Genomic DNA, 20,789 nt, shown 5'->3' on the forward strand with positions numbered 1-20,789 from the left:
GAAAGCGGGTGACTTTAAGTTGTTTCCGTTTAAATGTGCGTTAAACGCCTCAACCCTATTCCCGTTCAAGCTCGGACTGAAGGAGCAAATCCGCATCGCGGCCGAGGCAGGCTATGAAGGCATCGAAATCTGGGTGCGCGATATGGAAGCTTATACGGCGGAAGGCGGCTCGCTCGGCGAGCTGAAGCGGTATGCCGCCGATTCCGGCATTGCGATTGCGAACGCAATCGCCTTCTTCAAGTGGTCCGACAAGGATGCCGAAGTCAGAAGCGCCGGCTTCGCGCAGGCGGAGCGCGAGATGAACATGCTCGCGGAGCTGGCCTGCGCCGCCGTAGCGGCTCCGCCGTTCGGCGATGTGGAAGGGGTGCCGCTTGACGACATGGCTGCGAATTACGCCGCGCTGTCCGAGCTTGGCCGCAAAACCGGCGTTGAGCCGTATTTGGAGTTCTGGGGCCGGGCGAAACGGCTCTCCACGCTTGCCGAAGCGATCTACGTCGCGGTGCAAAGCGGCGAGAGCGGCGCGAAGCTGCTGCTTGACCCGTTTCATATGTATACGGGCGGCAGCGAAATAAGCGGCGTCGGTTTTTTGAACGGGGAACGGATCGGCATCGTGCATGTCAACGACTATCCGGCGCAGCCGGAGCGGGCCGTTATTGCAGACCGGGACCGCGTTTTCCCCGGCGAAGGCGTCGCCCCGACGGCTCGTTTTGCCAAGCTGCTGCACGAATCCGGCTATCGCGGCTTCCTGTCGCTTGAGCTGTTCATCGAGCATTTTGGTGCCAAGAGCGCTCTGGAGGTCGCGTCCGAGGGGCTCGGCAAAATCAGGAGCGCCTATTCGCTGTAGCGGATAAAAGCCGTGAACGGAAGGACAAACGGACCGGTAGGCGAAGGCTTGCGGCCGGCTTGAAAACCGCTTTCGAAACGGTCAGGGAACCATTTGAAGCAGCCAGCACTATTGTTGGCTGTTTCTTTTTTGAGTACTACATGAACGGGGGCATTGCGCCGGACGATTCGCGCGTGCGAACCTAAGATTGACAACGGCGAACGAGCCCACTACAGTTGTAAATAGCAGCAGGCATCCGGGCGACTGAAGCACCCATTGCGCTAGGACGGCAAACGTGTCGATCCAATGACCGGACCGCCGTTTTCAGTTTATTTTAAGGTTTGTCCGATAAGATGTAGGGTAATGTCCGGTGATCTTTATTAGGGGGGAAAACGTTGCAGAAATCTGCAGTCAAAGTAACCAAAAAAATGCAGCGCCAGCTGGAGCAAAAGCGGAAGCAGAGACGGACGAGAATGTTGATGTGGTCGACGGGAGCCGCATTCGTGGCGTTGATTGTTTTGGCCGCCATCTTCAAACCAAGCTCGAAGCTCGATCTCCAATACGACACGCTGCCGCTGAACGGAAAGGCGGACGCGCCGGTCAAAATCGTCGAGTTCGGGGATTTCAAATGCCCTTCGTGCAAGCTTTTCAGCGAAAGCATTTTGCCGCAGCTTCAAAAGGACTTTATCGACAAGGGCGATGTCGGCTTCTATTTCGCCAATTTTACAATCATCGGTCCCGACTCGAATACGGCGGCATTGGCAGGTCAGTCGATTTTCCATCAGAACAAGGATGAATTTTGGAATTTTTATCACAAAATTTATGCGAATCAAGGCAATGAGAATGTACAATGGGCGACGCCGGATTTTCTGACCGATTTCGTAAAGCAGCAGGGGATCAAGGTCGATGCGGATAAAGTCCATCAAGATATCGTGAACGGCACGTACCAGAAAGAGGTCACGGCGCAGATCAATCTCGGGAAAAAGGGCAATGTCAACGCGACCCCGACCTTGTTCATTAACGGCGAAATTTTTACCGACGTCTTTAACTACGGGCACCTGAAATCGGCGATCGAGGCGGCGATGGCCAAATGATGCGGCAATACGCGCTGTTCTGCGCCTGGGTCGTATCGCTCGTCGCGACGGGGGGCAGCCTGTTCCTGAGCGAGGTGATGAACTTTACCCCCTGCAAGCTGTGCTGGTTTCAGCGGATATTCATGTACCCGCTGGTCTATCTGCTCGGCAGGGCGGCTTACAAGAACGACCGGGGAATTGTAGGGTATGCGCTCCCGCTCAGCATCTTCGGCGGCTGCATCTCGCTGTATCATTACTTGGAGCAGAAGGTGCCCGGACTGGCTAAAATACTTCCCTGTACGCAGGGCGTCCCGTGCAACGAGGATTATTTGAACTGGTTCGGCGTCATTACCATACCGCTGATGGCGCTCGTCGCCTTTATTCTGATCACGATTTTTCTGATCGCCGGCAGAAGGAACGAGGCGGACGGAACGGATGATGAGCTTGCCGATTAAATACGGTTTGCAAAAAAACTCGCTTTCGCCGCAATGACCGGCTAAGCGAGTTTTTTGCTGTCTGCGGCAGGCCTCTCCGGCGACCGGAGTTCAATCGGTTTCCCGCGGCGCTCCATCAGGACGGTCAGGCTGACGAGCGTAACGAAAACCGTCGCCCCCATATCGGATAAAATCGCAAACCAGAGCGTGAGCCAGCCCGGTATCGTCAGGAGCAGGGCGGCGAGCTTCAATCCGAGCGCAGCCGCCAAATTGAACTTGACGATCCGGCCTACGCGCCGGGCGATCGCGATCGCCTCCGGCAGCTTGCCGAGGTGATCCTGCATGAGCACGACGTCCGCCGTTTCGATGGCGCTGTCCGTTCCTTTGCCCATCGCGATGCCGAGGTCCGCCGCGGCGAGCGCAGGCGCGTCGTTCAAGCCGTCGCCGATCATTGCCGCGCGACCTTCGCTCGACAGCGCCCTGATTTTCGCCAGCTTCTCCTCCGGCAGCAGGCCGCCGAACCAGGCGGACACGCCGCAGGCGGCCGCCGCCCGCTGCGCCGCTTCCGGGTGGTCGCCGGTCAGCATCACCGTCCTGCGAATGCCGGCGCGGCGCAGTCGTTCCACAATCGTTCGGCTTTCCTCCCGCAAAGGGTCGGCAATGCCGAGTAGGCCAAGCACGCCGCGTTCGTCCGTTACGATCGTCAGCGTAAGGCCGTCCGCCTTCAGCGCCTGGATCTGCTCGCGCACGTCCGCGGAAATGTCAAGCCCCGCCAGACTGCGCTCGTTGCCTGCGATATAGCGGTCGCCGCCGATGCGGGCCCGGACGCCGCTGCCCGGCAGCGCCTCGGTCTCCTCGGGGTCCGGAAACGCTTCGGCGTGCCGCGAAGCTTCCGCCAGCACCGCTTTGGCCAGCGGATGCGAAGACGACTTCTCGAGCGCGCCGGCAATGGACCAAAACCTCGCTTCGTCATAGACGACGGAGCGGACGACGGCCGGGCGCCCTTCCGTCAGCGTCCCGGTTTTGTCGAAGGCGACGGTGTCGATGCGCCCGAGCTGCTCCAGAAACACGCCGCCTTTGATCAGGACGCCGTTTCGCGCGCAGCGGGCGATGCCGGACAGGATCGCTACGGGAGACGACAGGATAAGCGCGCATGGGCAGCCGACGATCAAGACGGCCAATCCTTGGTACAGCCATTTGCTCCATTCGCCGCCGAACGCAAGGGGTGGAAGGATCGCAACGGCAATCGCGATGACGATGATCAGCGGGGTATAATAACCCGCAAACCGGTTGATGAACAGCTCGGTGGGCGTTTTCGTTTCCTGTGCTTCTTCCACGAGATGAAGAATTTTCGCGAACGAAGAGTCGCTGTACGGTTTGTCGATGCGGACGTGCAGCACGCCTTCGTTGTTCAGGCTGCCGCCGAATACGGCGTCGCCGGCCGCTTTGTCGACCGGGAGCGATTCGCCGGTGAGCGCCGCTTCGTTCACGGAGCTGCGGCCCCGTTCGACGCGTCCGTCCGAAGGGATTTTCTCGCCCGGCCTGACGATGACGAGATCGAACCGCTGCAGCGAAGCGATCGGCACGACCGTCTCCGTTCCGTCCATCAGCTTGACCGCTTGCTTGGGCGCCTCCTGCAGCAGCGTTTCCACCTGCCGCCGCGCTTTCTCCATGCCGAGCCCTTCGAGCAGCTCGTTCAGCCCGAACAGGATGGCGACCAGCGCCGCTTCCTTCCAGTCGCCCAGCCCGACCGCGCCGATCAGGGCGATGGTCATAAGCGTATCGATCGTAAATCGAAAGGCGAGCAGATTTCGCAGCCCTCGCAGGAAGGTCGAATACCCGCTGACGACGATGGCGGCTGCGTACATGGCGATGCGAAGCCAATCGGGCAGTACGCTTGCGAGGAGCGCGGCGGCGCCAAACAGCACCGCGGACAGGATAAGCAGCGCATATGCCGTTCGTCTGCCGCTGCCGTGAGCATGCGAATGGCCGTGTGCATGATGGTCGTGCCCGTCTGTCATATGGGGGTGCTCGCGATCGACGTCGGAGTGGGGATGCTCGTGCGCGGCAGCCGTTTCGTGATCGGCTGCAGCATGCGAATGAGCGCGATGTTTTCCATGCCCGTGCCTAGGCCCGGAGGAATGCTCGGCCTCCGCTCCGTGTCCGCCGCCGCTTCCGTCATGAAGCGGATGCCCCTCTGCTGCGGCATCGACGTGAACGGAATCGAGCTCGGCGCGGTCCGATTTCAATATTCGGCGCACGTCTGCCAGGGATACGCGCGGGTCGAGCTTCAGCTTCCCGGAAGCGAAGCTGAGCGTTGCGGATTCGCCGTATTCCAGCGCCCGGATCCGCCTTTCGAGCTCCATGGCGCAGCTGCCGCAGGAAAGACCTCTGACGCGGTATTCGTTCATGAGCCGCCCACCTTCGGTCGAATTTTATATATGAATACTTGCTCATATAATAAAACCAATGCCAAAAGAAGTCAATTTAAATTTCGTATGCTATAATGGGGAGCACAATAATTAGACACGGCTGGTGACATTACGATGATAGATAAAACGATTCAAGAGGGATGCGACGACAGCTGCGCCGGAACGGAAGCGGATATTCACGGCGTCAAAGCGCAGCTGGTTGACGAAACGTCGGCCTCCGCGATGGCAGATCTGTTCAAGACGCTCGGCGACCCGACGCGCATTAAGCTGATTCACGCGCTCCTTCAGAGCGAGTTGTGCGTGCACGACCTGACCCGGGTGCTGGAAATGGGTCAGTCGGCCGTGTCGCATCAGCTCCGTTTTCTGCGCAATATGCGGATCGTCAAACGGCGGAAGGTCGGCAAGACGGTTTATTATTCGCTCGACGACGATCACATTGAGCAGCTGTTCCTGCAAACGCTGCAGCATTTGAAGCATGAATAACGGCTTCGGAAGCGCTAGAATTCCTTCAGTATATTCATGAACGGCCTCCTGCGCTTGGCGCATCGGCCGGAAAGGGCGGATCGCCGCCCTTTGACCGTTTCTCAGTGAAAAACAAAAAACCGGCATCGAACCTGTAAGGCTCGTGCCGGGCCCGGCTCTTTCGCGGTTATTCCCAAAGCCCCAGCTCCTCGTAAACCTTCGGGGAAACGACCCCGTTCGGCGCCAGGCTGCGGTCCCGCTGGAACCGTTTCAGCGCCGCCGACGTGTCCGCCCGGAATTTGCCGTTGCAGCTTCCGTTAAAATAGCCGGCGCTCTTCAGCCGGGACTGGATCAGCTGCACGTCTCCGCCGACATCGCCTTCCGCCAGCTGTCGCGGCTCGTCCCTCAAATCGCCCAGAACATGGCCGAAAATCGTCACTTTGGTGCCGATCGGAATCAGATCGTACAGCTCGAGGACGTCCCTGTTGTTCATCCGGATGCAGCCGTGGCTCAAATGCTGCCCGATGGAGAACGGCTTGTTTGTGCCGTGAATGCCGTAGCTCCCCCAAGGGACGTTCAAGCCGAGCCAGCGCGGGCCGTATGACGGTCCCCAATTTTCTCCTTTATACGTAATGCGATATTCTCCCGCGGGGGTAGGGGTTGACGGATTGCCGACGGCCACCCGGTACGTCTTGAATTTTTGGCCCTGCGCCCGTACGATCAGCTGGTGATAAAGCGGATAAACTTCAATTGAATACAGTCCTTGGTCCGCAACGATCGGCAGCGAAGAATCCGCGTAGCCGTCCGCCTTCCCGGCCGTGATCAAAATGCCTGCCAGCAGCAGGGGAATCAGCGCAAGTCGAAAGGAATGTCTAATCATCATCGATCTCCGCATCAAAATTTTTTCATATCTGCCGCTAGTGTAACCTTATGTTTCAATATCATACTTGGGCAAGAACGGAATTCCCGGACAATAGACCGGGCACAAACAAAGCCTCTTCCGCTGATGAAGCATGACTAATCGGAAGAAAATGGAGAGATGGGCATGGAACACCGGCTGATGGCGACCGCTTTTTTGTTCAACGGCGAACGGGTCTTGATGATGCGAAAAAGGGGAAGCCGTCTTTACGATGCGGAATTTTGGAGCGGTCTTGGAGGTCATCTGGAGCCATGCGAGCTGGGCTGTCCCATGGAGGCTTGTCTCAGGGAAATTGAAGAGGAATCGGGCATCCGGGCGGGCGAAATGACGGGACTCAGGCTCCGCTATATTTTGCTCCGGCTGAAGGAGGATGAAATCCGGCAGCAGTTCGTATATTTCGGTCAAACGGAGAAGACCGATCTGCGGGCATCCGATGAAGGGGAGCTGTTCTGGATCGACAGGAAGGACTGGAGGAGTGTTCCTGTCTCCAGGATTATCGCATGTATGATGGATTATGAAGAGAAGCATCCGGACAAATGGGAAGTGATGGTCGGGACGATGTCCTTGGACCAAGACGGCAGGCCGGCCGTTCAATGGTCGGCGCTGAACGATCCGGTCGTATTTTGAGACACGTGTATGCCCGGCAGCTTCTGAACGAACGACGCTGCAGGCGATAACGAAAATATGCATTTCGAGCTTCCTCACCGAGGACGAAGTACGTGCCGCTTGGACTTTTACCCGCTCCGTTGTCAAACGTCCGCGGTCTTGACAGCCTGCATTTGTTTGTTTTTGCGCAAAAAAACGCAGGAATCGATAAATACTTCTGAAATTCCCTCAGCTACAATGATAGAGAAACGATCGTGGCGAAGCGATACGGATGGGAGTGAAAGGATGAACATTCTCGTAACGGGCGTGAACGGTTTTATCGGGGAAAAGGTGGCAAGGAAGCTGGCCGAAACGCACGAGGTAATCGGAATGGCGCGGAGTCCGTTGAAAGGGGAAGCCGGGTTTCGATTCGTTAAGGGCTCCTTCGGTCAAACGGATGACCTGCGCCGACTGAACGGGTTCCAAATCAACGCCGTCGTGCATTTGGCGGCGGTCACCGGCGGATGCAGCGAAGAGGACGGGCTTGCCGTCAATGTACAGGGGACGGGCAGGCTGTTCCGGTATTTGCTGGACAACGGCTGCCGCAGATTCGTGACGGCCAGCTCGATTGCCGCGGCCGGCTGCCTGGATGACGAATTCGTACCGCTGGCGCTTCCGATCCCGGATGACCACCCGTGCCTGGCCAAAGACGCATACGGCTTCAGCAAGACGATGGTCGAAGAGCTGACGCGGTATTTTCACCGGAATCATCCCGGTACCGAATTCGTGAATTTGAGACTCGGTTCCGTCGTGGAGGACGAACGCTGGACGCCGCCGCGCATCGAAGCGGTGGAAAGACTGACGCTTCCGTTCGTTCTGCTGGCGCGCGTCTATGCCAGCGACGTGGTCGAGGGGATTGCGCGGATTGTCGAGGCGCCGGTTAAAGACCGGGTGGTCACCTGCAATTTTGTCGGTCCGGATATCAGCTCGAACGTTCCCGCAGCGCAGGTCATCAAGTCTTATTTGGGGAAAAAAGCCGCTGCCTTTAATCTGGAGATATACCGGAGCCGCGAAGGAGAGTTCAAGCCGCTGTACGATATCGGGCGGCTAAAGGAGGAATTTGGCTTCGAGCCGGCGAAATCGACGCGGTTTCCGGCCGCGGCGGAAACGTTGGACAGCCGATAAACGAGGTCCGAAAACGGCAAGCCGGGCGCCGAGGCGGAGTAATACCATTGGTTACGAAATACACGAATACGTCCGGCCCCCGGGCGGAAAGCATGGCGTCTCTCGGTAGGCCGGTCCGCAAGAAACGGGCGACCGAAGGGAAAATAGACCTTATTTATGACCGAGTTGTTCCGCCAAACCGATCAGAAGTCCTTCATTTCCACGTATGTAGCAGAGACGGTACGAATTCTCGTACTGGACCACTTCGCCTACGAGCACAGCACCATGTTTGGCGAGTCGGGATACCATTTCGTCAAGGTCCTCAACGGCGAACATGACGCGCAAATATCCGAGAGCATTGACAGGAGCGGTTCGGTGATCCGATACAGCAGGCGGGGCGATAAAGCGCGAAAGCTCAAGCCGGCTGTGGCCATCCGGGGTAACCATCATCGCAATCTCTACGCGCTGCGAGCCCAGCCCGGTCACGCGGCCGGCCCATTCGCCTTCGATTATAGCCCGCCCTTCGAGCTTCAAGCCAATCTCCTCGAAGAAAGAGATGGCTTCATCGAGGGATTCGACTACGATGCCGACATTGTCCATACGTAGTAATTTGTTATTTACCATCGTTTGATCTCCTTCTGTGTGCAAATTTATATTTTACGAAATTCAATTCGTGATGCCTGTAATAAGACCGTTTTACGCAATAAAATGACACGGATACCGATATTCTAAACTCCTAATATTTCGACTCCTTTATCCATTCGGAGTTCCGATATATTTCCTGCTTTTGAATAGCGATATTACCCTGATTATAGAACATTAGTTCGTATAAATCAAATATGAACAGCAAAATTTAACATAGCCAAAGCAAAATGGCGGGCCTGTTCCGGCAAAATGTTCCGGGACGGGCTTTTTCATTTGCCGGTCCGGCTCCGGCAGTTTCGTACGCCGTAGACGAACGAATGCACGTGAATTTAGGTAAGAACAAACGAATGCGTGTGAATTTAAGCGAGAAAACTCGTTTTGCCGTTCCCAAGCCCCGAAATGTATGCTATAATTAAAATGCGAACAAACGTTCGAAGGGGTGAGGTAATGATCCGGATCAAAAGTGAGGAAGATACGGGAATCGGCACCGCCCGGTATGCCGGAATCGACGAGGTGGTCGCCTTTATCCAGCAGCATCTCTACGAGCCTCTCCCGCTATCGCGCTTGGCCGGCTACGCCTCTTACAGCCCGTTTCATTTTACGCGCATCTTCAAGGAGAGAATGGGGCTCTCGCCCCTTTATTACGTTTCGTCGCTCCGGCTGCAGATGGCCAAGGACCTGCTGCTCCGCACCGGCCTCAGCATTCGCGACGTCGGGCTGGAAATCGGGCAGCAGAGCCTCGGGACATTTACGACCCGCTTTACCGAACGGGTGGGCATGACGCCGGCCGAATTTCGCAATTCGCGGCTGCAGGCGGACAGCCATCTGCGATCCCTGCGAATGCTGGACAATTGGAGGACGTTTCAGCCGCCGGGAATCGGATACGCCGATGTCGAGGGCACAATTCGGGCGGAGGTGCCGTTCGAAGGCATCGTGCTGGTCGGACTGTTCGCCAAACCGATCCCCGAAGGTGTTCCGCAGTACGGAACGCTGCTGTCTTCCCCGGGGAAATTTCGGCTGCCTGGCGTCCGGCCCGGAACGTATTATTTGATGTCCACGTCGATTCCATGGGGCATGCAGGCACTAGACGTTCTGCTGCCGCACAATACCCTGCGCGCCCGCTCGTTGACGCCAATCGTTGTACGGACGGAACCCCTCGTTCCGCACCAGCACCTTACGCTGCGAGCGCCGCGTTTGGACGACCCTCCGATACTTGTCTCGATTCCGCTGCTGATGGACAGGTTTTTGCGGCAGGTAAGGGAAAGCCGCAACCGGTAAGGAACAAGCGTTTTTCGGCGAGCAGGCCATGCGGCAGGCGAATGAGCAGGCGGCATAGCCGGCGGGTTTTGCCGTTCACTCGGTACGCAGGTACCGCTTATCCTTTAAAAATAACCGCCAGAACAGCACGAAGGCCGGAAATAAGATGGCGGTTCCAATTCCGTAGCCCCACAGCAGGGATACAAACATCGTATGATTCGTAAACCCGGCTTCCACCGTCAGATCCGGGTAAATGATATAAGGCAGGTGCGCTCTGCCGTAGGCGAAGCTGGCCAGCGCGAACTGCACGACGACGGCGGCGACGGCCAGCCGGGGCCAGCCGGTTCGGCCATCGCGCCGCCGGATCCACAGCGCTCCGTACCCGGCCAGGAAGGCGACGAGCGACAGCAGAAACCAGATTTGCTGTCCGCTCATTCGGACGACGATCCATGACGCTTCCGGTTCCATCGTCACAATGACCAGCACGGCCATCATCAGAGCCAAGGGACCAAAGATGATGGCAAGCGACCGGTAACGAAGTGAAGAGACTTCGTCTCCGGCTTCCCGCCCGTAATCGCACAGAAACAGCGCTGACAGAAAAAGCTCCGTCATAATGCCGAAGCCGACATGGACGTATAAGGTCGGGCTGCGCAGCAAGTCGCCGAATTCCAGCTGAGGGTAGCCTTGTTTCGTATGGATGAAGCCTCCAAGCGTCATAGGCAGAATGCTGACGAGCAGGCCCGGGATGAGCAGGCCGGTCGCTCCGGAAACGAAGCGGAGAGCTTGAACGTGCTGCTGCACGGAATACGCGTATACGATAAACGCGCTGCGAAACAGCAGCAGAATGAGGACGAGGCTGACCGGCAAAAGAAGCAGAGTGCCCAGTACATTGGCGGCGCGGGGGAAAAAGACGACGAGCGCCACGACCAGCAGCACAAGAAACACGTTGGTCACTTCCCAGGACGGGGACAGGAAGCGGTTGGCGATATCGGCCGCCCGCGGATTTTTTCGGCTGTAATACAGGGACCAGAAGCCTGCCCCGAAATCGATCGACCCTGCGATGGAGTAAATGAACAAAAACACCCATAGAATCGTAATTGCCAGCGTTACGTCGTTCATGCGTTTCTCCCTTCCGGCTTGCGCAGCTCCAGCATATCCGGCGTTACCGGATGCCGCTTGAAGTAATGGAGCATCACCGCGGAGGTCACGATCAGCAGAAAGACGTACAGTCCCAGAAACAAGACGAACAGCGTGCCGAGCTGCTGGGTTTTCGTCGCGGCGGAAGCGGTTTTCTGGATATGGTAAATGGTCCACGGCTGCCGTCCCGTGCAGCTGAACACCCATCCGGTCTCGATGCCGATCATGGATAACGGCCCGGTGAATATAAGCGACCTTAGCAGCCAGCGCGGATATGGCTTCTTGAACGCAAGCCGCAGAACAATCGTCAGGCCCGATGCCAAAATGAGCAGTGTGCCGATGCCGACCATCAGGTTAAAGAGGGTATGGATGAACAGCGGCGGCCATTCGGCTTCGGGGAAGTCGTTCAGCCCTTTTACGACGGTATCGAACCGGTTGCCGGCGAGAAAGCTCAGCGCCCATGGAATTTCAATCGCCCCTTTGATCGTGCGGGTATCCCGGTCGGTAAAACCGCCGATCGCCAGCGGTGCATAGTCCTGCGTTTCGAACAGGCCTTCCGCCGCAGCCAGCTTCTCGGGCTGGAACCGGTGCAGCATTTGAGCGGTTTCATGCCCGTTGACCGCAGTCATCACCGACATGAAACAGCCGACCAGCAGGGCAAGAATCAAGCTTTTGCGGTGATACTCGCGTTCACGCTCGGATCTTTCACGGCGGAGCAGCTTATACGCCGAGACCGAGGCGACGGCGAAGGCGCCGGTCATATAGGCCGACAGCAGGACGTGCATCGCAGTCGTAGGCAGACTCGGGTTGAATACCGCTGCGAGCGGGTCGACGTCCATGACTTGGCCGTTTACGAGCCGGAAGCCCTTGGGCGTGTTCATCCACGCATGGGCATCGGTAATGAGTACGGCGGACAGGCTGGAGCCGATCGCCACGAAAAGGACGCTTATAATCCGGACGGACGGCGAGAGCCGGTCGGCTGCGTAGACGTAAATGCTCATGAACAGCGCTTCCAGGAAAAACGCCCAAATTTCGATCTGGAAGGGCAGGGCGATCACCTGCCCGACGATTTCCATAAAGCCCGGCCACAGCAGCGACAGCATAATGCCGACGATCGTTCCCGACGGAATCGCGACGCCGAGAATAATCGCGAAGCCTTTGGTCCACCGCTTGGCCATCGTGGCGTAATCGCGGTCTTTCCGGATTTGATACCAAATTTCCGCGATGACGATCATAAAAGGCAGTCCGACTCCCATCGTCGCGAAAATGATATGGAACGCCATGGACGATCCGAACAACGACCGCGCTAACGAAACGTTATCCATACTTTTCCTCCGTTTCGGCATGCTTGATTCGGATAGTTTGGGCAATCGAATGCCAATGTATGCCTCAAATGGATGGAAAAGCTGAAAACAAAAAGGACTGCAGCTCAGCTTGTTCAAGCCGTCCTGCAATCCCTTTTGTTGGTAAACGGCGCCAGCTAGTCACGTGCCGATGTTAGCGAACAGGCTTCACTCCGGCCGGTTTACCCAGTTGGGCGGCGTGCCTCCCTGTAGCGCCTGAATTAAATTATCGGCCGCCATATGCCCCATTCGCAGCCGGGTTTTGACGCTGGCGCTGCCGATATGGGGAAGGGCGACGACGTTCGGGAGCGTCAGCAGCGGGTGATCCGTTGCGACCGGCTCCCGTTCGAATACGTCCAGCCCGGCGGCCCAGATCGTTTTCGATTTCAGGGCGTCGTACAGCGCCGCTTCGTCGACGATACCGCCGCGCGACGTATTGACCAGCACGGCCGTCGACTTCATCAGCGACAGCTCCCGCCGCCCGATCAAGCCATGGGTGTCCGGGGAATAGGGAACGAGAATGCAGACAAAATCGGATTCCCGCAGCAGGTCGTCCATCTCGGCGTAGGTGAGGCTCAGCCGCTCTTCGGCGTGCGGCTTACGCGTCCGGCTGTAATAGGAAACCTGCATGCCGAATGCGTCCGCCCGGCGGGCGAGCGCCTCCCCGATCCGCCCGAGGCCGATGATGCCGAGGCGCGCGCCATACACGTCCTGGCCGGTCAGCTGCATGGGCGACCACGTCACCCAATCGCCCCGGCGGAGATAATCGGATGCTTCCACGAGCCGCCGCGCCGCCGCCATGAGCAGGGCAAAGGTCAGATCGGCCGTCGTCTCCGTCAGGACGCCCGGCGTGTTCGTCACTTTAATCCCGCGGGCGGAAGCGGCGGCGACGTCGATATTGTTGTAGCCGACCGCCATGTTGGCGATGACCGACAAGCGTTCGGCGCCAGCCAGCAGCGTATCGTCGATCTTTTCGGTCAGCAGGCAGAAAAGGCCGTCGGCATGGCGGATCTCCCGTTCCAGCACCTCGCGCGGCACCGGAACGTCCTCTTCCGGCCACATCGAAACTTCGGCCGCTTCGTTCAGTTTCGCCACGATGTCACTGTCGATTTTCCGGGTTACATAGACGTGCGGTTTCATTGCACTACCTCTTTTCCGTTCCGTATGGTTCCGCGCTCCTCGCCTCGGAGTGGGGACAACGAAAAACACGCTGCCCTCAAATCGGAGCGTCTTCCCCGCAAGTATAGCCGGACCGGCTTTCACTAGGCCGTAAGCGCTTACCGCTAATTGTGCCCGGAGCCGAGCGCCGGCAGGCGGGGAACGTATTACGAACACGTTTATCCGCATTCTAGCAAATGGAATTTGCCCTGACAAGACGAGATTTGTTATTCGTTCCCTCCTTGCTCGCGAATCGGCTGACGGGGCAGCCGGACGGTTACGGTCGTTCCGCCCCCGTGCCCGCTATGGAAGGACAGGCCGTACGAAGCGCCGTAAAAAAGCTGGAACCGGTTATGAATATTGGACAAGCCATAGCCGTGCCGCTGATCCGGAGCAAGCGGGCGGGTGGCCCGCCGGATCTGCTCTTCGGTCATGCCGACGCCGTCGTCGGCGATCAAAATCCGGATATTGCCGCAGTCCGTTTCGATCCGGATCCGGATATGGCCGGTCTTGTCCGGCTTTTCCATGATCCCGTGCAGGAAAGCGTTCTCCACGATCGGCTGCAGCGATATTTTCGGAATCGCCGCGTTCAGCAGGCTTTCGTCCTCCACCGCGATTTCGAGCCGGATGCCGAAGTCGAACCGGTGATTCTGAATCTCGGTATACAAGGAGATGTGGGAAAGCTCGTCGCCGATCGTCACGATTTCTTTACCGTTGCCCAACGTTAATTTGTAAAATTTTTACAATATAACAATAAGCTTCGATATTTCCGGCACGTTCCGCTCGATGGCGATCCAGTTGATCAGGTCCAGCGTGTTGTACAAAAAATGCGGATTGATTTGCGATTGCAGCGCTTTCAATTCGGCGGATTTGATTTCGGTGCCGAGCGCGAACTGGTCGTTCAGCAGCTGCTTCGTATTTTCGATCATGTAATTGTAGTTTTCCACCAGCTGGCCGATTTCGTCTCGCCCGAGGTTGGCCTTGATCGTCTCGAGGCTCCCCTCCTTCACCCGCTTCATCTTTCGGATAAGCAGCCCGATTCTACGCGACATCATCCGGGATAGAACAAAGGCGATCAAATACGCGAACGTCCCCATGATCAGCATGGCGAGCAGCGTCTGATTCCGGATATTTTTGCTCGAGGCGAGAATTTCCCGGTACGGTACGATCGAGATCAAATTCCAGTCCGTGCCTTCGATCCGTTTGGCGCCGGCCAATATGTTTTCGCCGTGCCAGGTGATTTCTTTCCAGGGCGAGGCTGTTGCGATTCGGCTGTCGTGGCCAGCAAAACAGGCATCTGCACGGGCGATTCGCTGCGGCGGACAGTCGAAGCCAGCCTGACCCGCCTGCAGACGGACAGGCTTGATGTGCTGCAAATTCACGGTATGAGCTATTCGGAGCGCGACCGGCGAGCCGTCCTGGAGCGGGGCGGAATACTGGAAGCGATGATCCGGCTGAAGGACGAAGGCCTCGTCCGTTTTATCGGGTTTACGAGCGAGGACAATAACGACGCGGTCTATGAATTTATACGGTGCGGGCAATTTGACATGATGCAAATTTGCTACAACCTGTTCATGCAGCATCCGTTCGACCCGAACCGCCCGTTTGGCAGCATGCTGGAGGCCGAGAAGGCGGGCATGGGCATCGCCGCTATGCGGACGACGACCTCGGGGCTGTTTCAGCGCTGGATGCAGGCGGTGCACAAGGAAAATACGTTCGATTACACGCCGGCGCTCATTCAGTACGTGCTCGCCAATCCGTACGTCGACGTCGCGCTGGTCGGCATGCGAAGCGCCGAGCAGGTCCGAAAAAACGCCGCCCTTTGCGGCGGCGATGCGCCGGGAAGGGTGAGTCTCGATGACATTTTCACCTATTACGTTTAATGCCGGATACATGTGCGTCGATGCTTATGCCCATGTCGGAATCCCGCGCTTCGGATCCGTCGGTCAGCTGATCGGCAATATGGACAGGCACGGCATCCGCAAATCGGCGAGCGTGCTCGGACCGCTTGTGCCGGATCTGGGCGCGCTGTACGAATCGGTGAGCCGCTACCCGGACCGCCTTCGCGGCTTCGGCATCGTCTTCGGGGCAACGGCCGGTCAGCGCGCCGAGCTGGCCTGCATTCAGCTGGAAGCGGGAGCGCTCGGCATTCGGATGGGAGCCGGCGAAGCCGCCGGGAATCCCGAGATACTAAGGGCCATCGGCGAACGGGGAAGATGGCTCTACGTCTTCGATCCGTACTCCGACGAGCGGGTAGCAGGGCTGCTGCTCGAGTGGCTGGAGCGTTATCCCGGCGCCAGGCTCGCCGCCCCGCATTTTCTGAAGGCCGGCTTTATCGCAGACGCAATCGGCGGGAACAGAGCGGAGCTGCTCCGGCATCCGCATTTCTACGCGATTCTGTCCCGGCACGGGGAGATGGAGAGCCGAAAACCGTATCCGCACGACGATTTCCGCCCTTGGATCGAGCATCTCATCGACCATATGGGCTGGGAGCGCATCTTTTGGGGCAGCGAATATCCGGTGCTGTATTGGCGCAACGAAACGATCGCTTCCGCGATTTCGTGGATTCGGGCTTTGGTCCCCGAAATAACGGACGATCAGCTGCAGGGCTTCCTCGGGGGCAATGCGCAGCGGGTGCTGTTCGATACTCCGCCCCCGCCCGTCCAGCAGGTGAAGACGCCGGAATGGGTTTCGGCGCAGTTCGAGTTCGACCGGGAGGTACCCTTTTTCCATCCGGGCGGAATTTCGGTGCCGTCGGCGCTGTACCGGCGGTTGTTTGACCGTTATATGGAAGACGTCAACGGGTCCGGCACGGCGTTCGGCGATTATTTGCTGCAGCTGCTGAAGGAGCGCCTCGACATGGACTGAGGAAAAAATTTTACCCATAATGCGAAGATTAAGCTATTACCCGCCGTCCGGAGCGAATGATATGATGTTGATACACGGGGTGACAAAGGAGGAAGCAGCGACAATGAAAGCGGAAAGGCAGGCTGATCCGGTCCGGGTCACGGAGCGGTTCGATTTCGGATGGCGGTTTTTGCTCGGCGACGCGGAAGGCGCGGGTCAAGAGCATTTCGACGACAGCGCTTGGCGGACGCTGGATCTGCCGCACGACTGGAGCGTGGAAGGCGAGTTCAGCGCCGATCATCCGGCCGGCGGCGACGGCGCGTATTTGCCGGCCGGCATCGGCTGGTATCGTAAGCGCTTTATTTTGCCGGAGCATTCGAACGGGCGGCATGTGGAAGTGCGGTTCGACGGCGTGTACATGAACAGCGAGGTCTGGATTAACGGCCATTATTTGGGCAAAAGGCCGAACGGCTATATCGGCTTTCATTACGATTTGACGCCGTATTTGCATTCGGACGGCCGCAGCAATACACTCGCGGTCCGGGCCGACAATTCGGAACAGCCGGGCTCTCGCTGGTATACCGGCTCCGGGATTTACCGGCACGTCTGGCTGATTCGCACCGGCGCTGCGCGACTGGACAACTGGGGCGTCCATGTGACGACGCCGGACGTTTCGGCTTCGCTCGGGACGGCCAAGGTGACCGTGAACGTCGTGAACGAGCTGGGAACTGGCCGGTATGCGAGCCTAAGAACCGATATCGTCGATGCGGATGGAACTGTCGCAGCCTCGAAGACGGCTGGCGCATTTTTGCCGGATCTGGGCACGTACGCGATGAGCGTCGATCTCCAGGTAAACGATCCGAAGCTGTGGTCGGAGGTCTCGCCGTATTTGTACACGCTGCGAACGTCACTTTATATCGACGACCGGCTGGCGGACGAGATGGAGACGCCGTTTGGATTTCGTGCCATCGCGTTCGATGCCGACCGCGGATTTATGGTGAACGGCGCACGCGTGAAGCTGAACGGGGTCTGCCTGCATCATGACGGCGGCTGCGTGGGCGCAGCCGTTCCCGAACGGGTATGGGAACGAAGACTTCAATTGCTGAAGGAAATGGGCTGCAATGCCATCCGGATGAGCCATAACCCGCCGTCGCCCGAGCTGCTGGACCTGTGCGACCGGATGGGCTTCTTCGTTATGGACGAGGCGTTCGACGAATGGACGCATTCAAAAGCGAAGAGCGGCTCGGCGGCTTACGGGTATTACAAATATTTCGACGAATGGTGGGAGCGCGATCTGACGGACATGCTTCGCCGGGATCGCAACCATCCGTCCATCATTATGTGGAGCGTCGGCAACGAAATTCCCGAGCAGTCGCAGCCCGCCGGTCCCGGCCTGCTGAAGCGGCTTATGGACGTCTGCCGGAGAGAGGACCCGACGCGTCCGGTAACGCTGGCGTGCGATAATATCGGCTCGGACATCAACGCCGCAACGGACGAGTTTCTGGAGCTGCTGGACGTCGTCGGCTACAACTATGTGAACCGGTGGCGCGGACGGACCGAAACCTTCTATGCGGAGGACCGGGTCCGTTACCCGCAGATGAAAATGATCGGCAGCGAGCATTCTTCCGTGCGCAGCACCCGTGCGGATTACCGGCTGAGCGGGCCGCTTACGGCGGATACGCGCAGCGACGAAGCCGCGGCCTGGCGCAATCCGACCTATTACACGGGCATGATCCGCGCCGAGCGGCTCTGGAAATTTACGCGCATGCACGATTACGTGGCCGGCGATTTCATGTGGACGGGCATCGATTATTTGGGCGAAGCGCGCTGGCCGAACAAAAGCAGCAGCGCCGGCGTCATCGACCTGTGCGGCTTTCCGAAGGACGGCTATTATTTTTATAAAAGCCAATGGACGGCGGAGCCGATGATTCACCCGTTTCCCCATTGGAACTGGGAAGGCCGCGAAGGGCAGATCATTCCGGTGCTCTGCTACACGAACTGCGATACCGTCGAGCTGTTCGTGAACGGCAAATCGTTCGGCGTGAAAAGCTGCGAATTTCCGCTGCAGGGGATGACGAAACGGTACGGTCATTACGACAAGCCTTTCGTGCACGCCACGACGTCGGACCTGCATCTCGCCTGGGACGTTCCGTATGAGCCCGGCGTGCTGCGGTTTGTCGGCACCAGAGACGGGAAAGAGGTCTGCGTCGCCGAGCGGGAAACGACGGGGACACCGGTCCGGCTGGAGCTGGAGACGGACCGCGGCACGCTTGCGGCGGACGGCACGGATGCCGCGCATGTGACCGTGCGGCTGACGGACGCCCGGGGCAGGCTGGTTCCGGCAGCCGACTGTTCCGTTTCGTTTTCGGTGCAAGGAGCGGGTACGCTCATCGGGGTCGACAACGGCGATCCGGCAAGCCGCGAATCATTTAAATCGAATACTAGAAAGACGTACGGCGGTCTATGCCTCGCCATCGTTCAAGCCGGGCTTCATCCGGGCACGGTCGTCATTCGGGCGGAGGCCGAAGGGCTGGAAGCCGCCGAAGCGACCGTACGGGTGCAATAATCGGCAAACTTACGAGTACGCATTCGGACGGCGAGAAAGCGCTTTAATTAAAAAGGCGGGCGGAACTGGACGAAGATGCGCCGACTGCCGGAGCCTGAGCTCCGCCTGCCCCGCTTCCGTGGCAACGGCCTGGCTGCTTCGCTCAGGCAAACGCCCAAATTGGAGCCGGCTTCCGCCTGCCTGCCTTGCGGCACTATCCCCTCACGTTCCGGCCCTCTGCCGGTCCTGTCCGCAAGCGTTCATAATGAATTGACCAGTCAACGTCAATCTGATCGTTTCCAATCGTTTTTGATTTTCATGTAGGTTCCTATGCTGCCCACCGTGTTTATTCGCAGAAGTTTCGACAGGTTTGCCTTAACCTTGCAAGGGGGGAGAATCTTGAAGCTTTTGGTTGTCGACGACGAGAAAATGACGCGTGAAGGAATCGCAAGAAGCATCGGCGGCGGACTCGGTATCCGGCAGATCGAGCTCGCCGACTGCGGCATGTCCGCGATCTGCAAGCTGGATGCTTTTCAGCCCGATATTGTGCTGACCGACGTCCGTATGCCGCTGATGGACGGCATCGAATTAGCCTCCAAGGTCCGCAGCCGCCTGCCGGAATGCAAAATCATTTTCATGAGCGGGTACACGGACAAGGAATATTTAAAATCGGCCATTCAATTGAAAGCGATTAACTATATCGAAAAGCCGATCGATTTCGACGAGCTGAAGGAAGCGCTGCAGACGGCCGTCAGCCTCGGGCTGGAGGAGCAGCAGAGCAGACGGCGCATCACCGAGCTGAACCGGACGCTGCTCGAAAGCATTCCGCTCATGAAGGCGGAGATCGCCTCGCAGCTGACAAGCGCAGGCGCCGAAGTCGGCTATCTGCTCGACCGTGCGCGCACGGCGGGGCTTGCTCTGCCGGAGTTCGGCGTCTTTCAGACCGTCATCGTGAAATTCGAGCCCCGGCATGCAGGGGGAAACGAGGCGGAGTGGATGCCGGTCCGAACGGCTGTCCATCATGAGGCGGAAACGTTCTTGATCCGTCGGGGGATGGGCTGCCTGTCCGTGCTGAAAGACGGCTCGACGCTCGTCTGCCACCTGCTGAACCCGCGCGCGCCGATTTCCGCGCTCGCGCTCGAAGAGCTTGCCGGACGGCTGTCCGCGTCTTATGCGGACCGGATTCATGTGTCCGTCGCGAGCGGCCAGCCGGTCGGCGAGATCAAGCGCGTTTTCCGTTCGTACGAGCAGGCGGAGGCTTTGCTCCCCGCCGCCTTTTATCACGCAAGCGGCACCGTACTGTCCAAGGCGGGTAACCCCGAGCCGTTCGTCTTTGATCCGGGGCTTCCCGAACGGTTCATGGACTGCGTTACGTCGGAGTCGCAGGAGGAAGCGCAGCGTCTGCTGGATGACCTGGCAGCTGCGCTCGAGCGCCGCGACCGGACGCCGGTCGAAAGCACCAAGCGTTATTACTGCAGGCTGCTTGCTCCGCTTGCCGACCCCGCCGGGAAAGACGGCGACGGGCCGGAGCCTTCCCCGCTTTGGGAAACGATAAACCGTTTCGTATCGCTGCGGGATATCGCGGATTTTGCGGATGCCGCGCTCTGCAGAAGCTTCGAGGAGCGGCGGAAAGAGAAGGGGACGAGGCGGATCGTCCGGGAAGCGATCCGTTATATTCACCGTTCCTATGCCGACGAGGAGCTGTCCATTCAGAAAATATGCGAATTTACCTTTCTGACGCCCGCCTACCTGTGCAGCCTGTTCAAGGCGCATACGAATCAGACGATTAACGGCTATATCACCGAATACCGGATGCATAAAGCCAAATCGCTTCTGTCCGATCCGAAGCTCACCATTCAGCAGATCGCCGTCCTTGTCGGCTACAGCAACAGCAATTATTTCGCCAAGGTGTTCCGCAAGCAGGCCGGGATGACGCCTTCGGAGTATAGGGAAAGGCTGTCGTAG

19 protein-coding genes are annotated in these 20,789 nt (G+C 58.3%); 11 read left to right on the forward strand and 8 right to left on the reverse strand.

What is annotated here, in order from left to right; translation table 11 throughout:
* The first annotated feature begins 19 nt into the window (after positions 1–19).
* From PD282_RS11260 to PD282_RS11270, 3 genes are all read left to right on the forward strand, one after another.
* Positions 20–844, forward strand: coding sequence for a sugar phosphate isomerase/epimerase family protein (locus tag PD282_RS11260; RefSeq protein WP_274650774.1), 825 nt, complete (start codon positions 20–22; stop codon positions 842–844).
* A gap of 374 nt (positions 845–1,218) precedes the next feature.
* Positions 1,219–1,917 carry a DsbA family protein gene (locus PD282_RS11265; protein WP_274650775.1) on the forward strand — a complete coding sequence of 233 codons (699 nt, stop codon included), beginning with the start codon at positions 1,219–1,221 and terminating at the stop codon, positions 1,915–1,917.
* Positions 1,914–2,351 carry a disulfide oxidoreductase gene (locus tag PD282_RS11270; RefSeq protein ID WP_274650776.1) on the forward strand — a complete coding sequence of 146 codons (438 nt, stop codon included), beginning with the start codon at positions 1,914–1,916 and terminating at the stop codon, positions 2,349–2,351. The genes PD282_RS11265 and PD282_RS11270 overlap by 4 nt, the downstream gene beginning before the upstream one ends.
* 41 nt (positions 2,352–2,392) lie before the next feature.
* On the opposite strand, the gene PD282_RS11275 is transcribed toward PD282_RS11270, so the two are convergent.
* Positions 2,393–4,741, reverse strand: coding sequence for a heavy metal translocating P-type ATPase (locus tag PD282_RS11275; RefSeq protein ID WP_274650777.1), 2,349 nt, complete (start codon positions 4,739–4,741; stop codon positions 2,393–2,395).
* A gap of 135 nt (positions 4,742–4,876) precedes the next feature.
* Here PD282_RS11275 and PD282_RS11280 point away from each other — a divergent pair, with 135 nt between their 5' ends.
* Entirely contained in the window at positions 4,877–5,245 is a 369-nt protein-coding gene (locus PD282_RS11280) for an ArsR/SmtB family transcription factor (protein WP_420832287.1), read from the forward strand.
* 166 nt (positions 5,246–5,411) lie between these two features.
* Here PD282_RS11280 and PD282_RS11285 read toward each other — a convergent pair whose 3' ends face one another.
* Complete coding sequence (locus PD282_RS11285) at positions 5,412–6,104, reverse strand: L,D-transpeptidase family protein (RefSeq protein ID WP_420832288.1); 693 nt, start codon at positions 6,102–6,104, stop codon at positions 5,412–5,414.
* Between the two features lie 165 nt (positions 6,105–6,269).
* Between PD282_RS11285 and PD282_RS11290 the strand changes: the two genes are divergently transcribed.
* Entirely contained in the window at positions 6,270–6,770 is a 501-nt protein-coding gene (locus tag PD282_RS11290) for an NUDIX domain-containing protein (RefSeq protein ID WP_274650779.1), read from the forward strand.
* A 264-nt stretch (positions 6,771–7,034) separates the two neighbouring features.
* The gene (locus PD282_RS11295) at positions 7,035–7,913 is read left to right on the forward strand and encodes an NAD-dependent epimerase/dehydratase family protein (protein ID WP_274650780.1); all 879 of its coding nucleotides are present in this window, start codon (positions 7,035–7,037) and stop codon (positions 7,911–7,913) included.
* Positions 7,914–8,063: 150 nt separating this feature from the next.
* Here the strand turns inward: PD282_RS11295 and PD282_RS11300 are convergent, their stop codons facing one another.
* On the reverse strand, positions 8,064–8,516 hold the full coding sequence (locus PD282_RS11300; protein ID WP_274650781.1) for a VOC family protein: 453 nt from the start codon (positions 8,514–8,516) through the stop codon (positions 8,064–8,066).
* A gap of 468 nt (positions 8,517–8,984) precedes the next feature.
* Between PD282_RS11300 and PD282_RS11305 the strand changes: the two genes are divergently transcribed.
* Positions 8,985–9,815 carry a helix-turn-helix domain-containing protein gene (locus tag PD282_RS11305; RefSeq protein WP_274650782.1) on the forward strand — a complete coding sequence of 277 codons (831 nt, stop codon included), beginning with the start codon at positions 8,985–8,987 and terminating at the stop codon, positions 9,813–9,815.
* Positions 9,816–9,890: 75 nt separating this feature from the next.
* On the opposite strand, the gene PD282_RS11310 is transcribed toward PD282_RS11305, so the two are convergent.
* The 5 genes from PD282_RS11310 to PD282_RS11330 form a co-directional block, all read right to left on the reverse strand.
* A complete protein-coding gene (locus PD282_RS11310) occupies positions 9,891–10,913 on the reverse strand; it encodes a cytochrome d ubiquinol oxidase subunit II (protein WP_274650783.1) in 1,023 nt (340 codons plus the stop codon).
* A complete protein-coding gene (locus tag PD282_RS11315; RefSeq protein WP_274650784.1) occupies positions 10,910–12,256 on the reverse strand; it encodes a cytochrome ubiquinol oxidase subunit I in 1,347 nt (448 codons plus the stop codon). Before PD282_RS11315 ends, PD282_RS11310 begins: the two co-directional genes overlap by 4 nt.
* A 186-nt stretch (positions 12,257–12,442) precedes the next feature.
* Positions 12,443–13,414 carry a 2-hydroxyacid dehydrogenase gene (locus PD282_RS11320; RefSeq protein ID WP_274650785.1) on the reverse strand — a complete coding sequence of 324 codons (972 nt, stop codon included), beginning with the start codon at positions 13,412–13,414 and terminating at the stop codon, positions 12,443–12,445.
* A 245-nt stretch (positions 13,415–13,659) separates the two neighbouring features.
* Positions 13,660–14,154, reverse strand: coding sequence for a sensor histidine kinase (locus tag PD282_RS11325; protein ID WP_274650786.1), 495 nt, complete (start codon positions 14,152–14,154; stop codon positions 13,660–13,662).
* Positions 14,155–14,172: 18 nt separating this feature from the next.
* Entirely contained in the window at positions 14,173–14,649 is a 477-nt protein-coding gene (locus PD282_RS11330; RefSeq protein WP_274650787.1) for a sensor histidine kinase, read from the reverse strand.
* A 60-nt stretch (positions 14,650–14,709) separates the two neighbouring features.
* Here PD282_RS11330 and PD282_RS11335 point away from each other — a divergent pair, with 60 nt between their 5' ends.
* From PD282_RS11335 to PD282_RS11350, 4 genes are all read left to right on the forward strand, one after another.
* Positions 14,710–15,315 (forward strand): aldo/keto reductase, encoded by a 606-nt coding sequence (locus tag PD282_RS11335; protein ID WP_274650788.1) that lies wholly within the window; start codon positions 14,710–14,712, stop codon positions 15,313–15,315.
* Positions 15,290–16,300, forward strand: a complete 1,011-nt coding sequence (locus tag PD282_RS11340; protein WP_274650789.1) for an amidohydrolase family protein — start codon at positions 15,290–15,292, stop codon at positions 16,298–16,300. Before PD282_RS11335 ends, PD282_RS11340 begins: the two co-directional genes overlap by 26 nt.
* A gap of 103 nt (positions 16,301–16,403) precedes the next feature.
* Positions 16,404–18,845, forward strand: a complete 2,442-nt coding sequence (locus PD282_RS11345; protein WP_274650790.1) for a glycoside hydrolase family 2 TIM barrel-domain containing protein — start codon at positions 16,404–16,406, stop codon at positions 18,843–18,845.
* A gap of 378 nt (positions 18,846–19,223) precedes the next feature.
* Entirely contained in the window at positions 19,224–20,789 is a 1,566-nt protein-coding gene (locus PD282_RS11350) for a response regulator (protein WP_274650791.1), read from the forward strand.

The sequence above is a fragment of the Paenibacillus humicola genome (assembly GCF_028826105.1).
Taxonomy (GTDB): Bacteria; Bacillota; Bacilli; order Paenibacillales; family Paenibacillaceae; genus Paenibacillus_Z; species Paenibacillus_Z humicola.

What these genes read in the sequence shown, in the direction of transcription:
- PD282_RS11290 (WP_274650779.1), top strand. Translation starts at nt 6,270, where the DNA reads ATGGAACACCGGCTGATGGCGACCGCTTTTTTGTTCAACGGCGAACGG.
- PD282_RS11285 (WP_420832288.1), bottom strand. Translation starts at nt 6,104, where the DNA reads ATGATTAGACATTCCTTTCGACTTGCGCTGATTCCCCTGCTGCTGGCA.
- PD282_RS11340 (WP_274650789.1), top strand. Translation starts at nt 15,290, where the DNA reads ATGACATTTTCACCTATTACGTTTAATGCCGGATACATGTGCGTCGAT.
- PD282_RS11315 (WP_274650784.1), bottom strand. Translation starts at nt 12,256, where the DNA reads ATGGATAACGTTTCGTTAGCGCGGTCGTTGTTCGGATCGTCCATGGCG.
- PD282_RS11305 (WP_274650782.1), top strand. Translation starts at nt 8,985, where the DNA reads ATGATCCGGATCAAAAGTGAGGAAGATACGGGAATCGGCACCGCCCGG.
- PD282_RS11300 (WP_274650781.1), bottom strand. Translation starts at nt 8,516, where the DNA reads ATGGTAAATAACAAATTACTACGTATGGACAATGTCGGCATCGTAGTC.
- PD282_RS11295 (WP_274650780.1), top strand. Translation starts at nt 7,035, where the DNA reads ATGAACATTCTCGTAACGGGCGTGAACGGTTTTATCGGGGAAAAGGTG.
- PD282_RS11270 (WP_274650776.1), top strand. Translation starts at nt 1,914, where the DNA reads ATGATGCGGCAATACGCGCTGTTCTGCGCCTGGGTCGTATCGCTCGTC.
- PD282_RS11310 (WP_274650783.1), bottom strand. Translation starts at nt 10,913, where the DNA reads ATGAACGACGTAACGCTGGCAATTACGATTCTATGGGTGTTTTTGTTC.
- PD282_RS11320 (WP_274650785.1), bottom strand. Translation starts at nt 13,414, where the DNA reads ATGAAACCGCACGTCTATGTAACCCGGAAAATCGACAGTGACATCGTG.
- PD282_RS11345 (WP_274650790.1), top strand. Translation starts at nt 16,404, where the DNA reads ATGAAAGCGGAAAGGCAGGCTGATCCGGTCCGGGTCACGGAGCGGTTC.
- PD282_RS11280 (WP_420832287.1), top strand. Translation starts at nt 4,877, where the DNA reads ATGATAGATAAAACGATTCAAGAGGGATGCGACGACAGCTGCGCCGGA.
- PD282_RS11275 (WP_274650777.1), bottom strand. Translation starts at nt 4,741, where the DNA reads ATGAACGAATACCGCGTCAGAGGTCTTTCCTGCGGCAGCTGCGCCATG.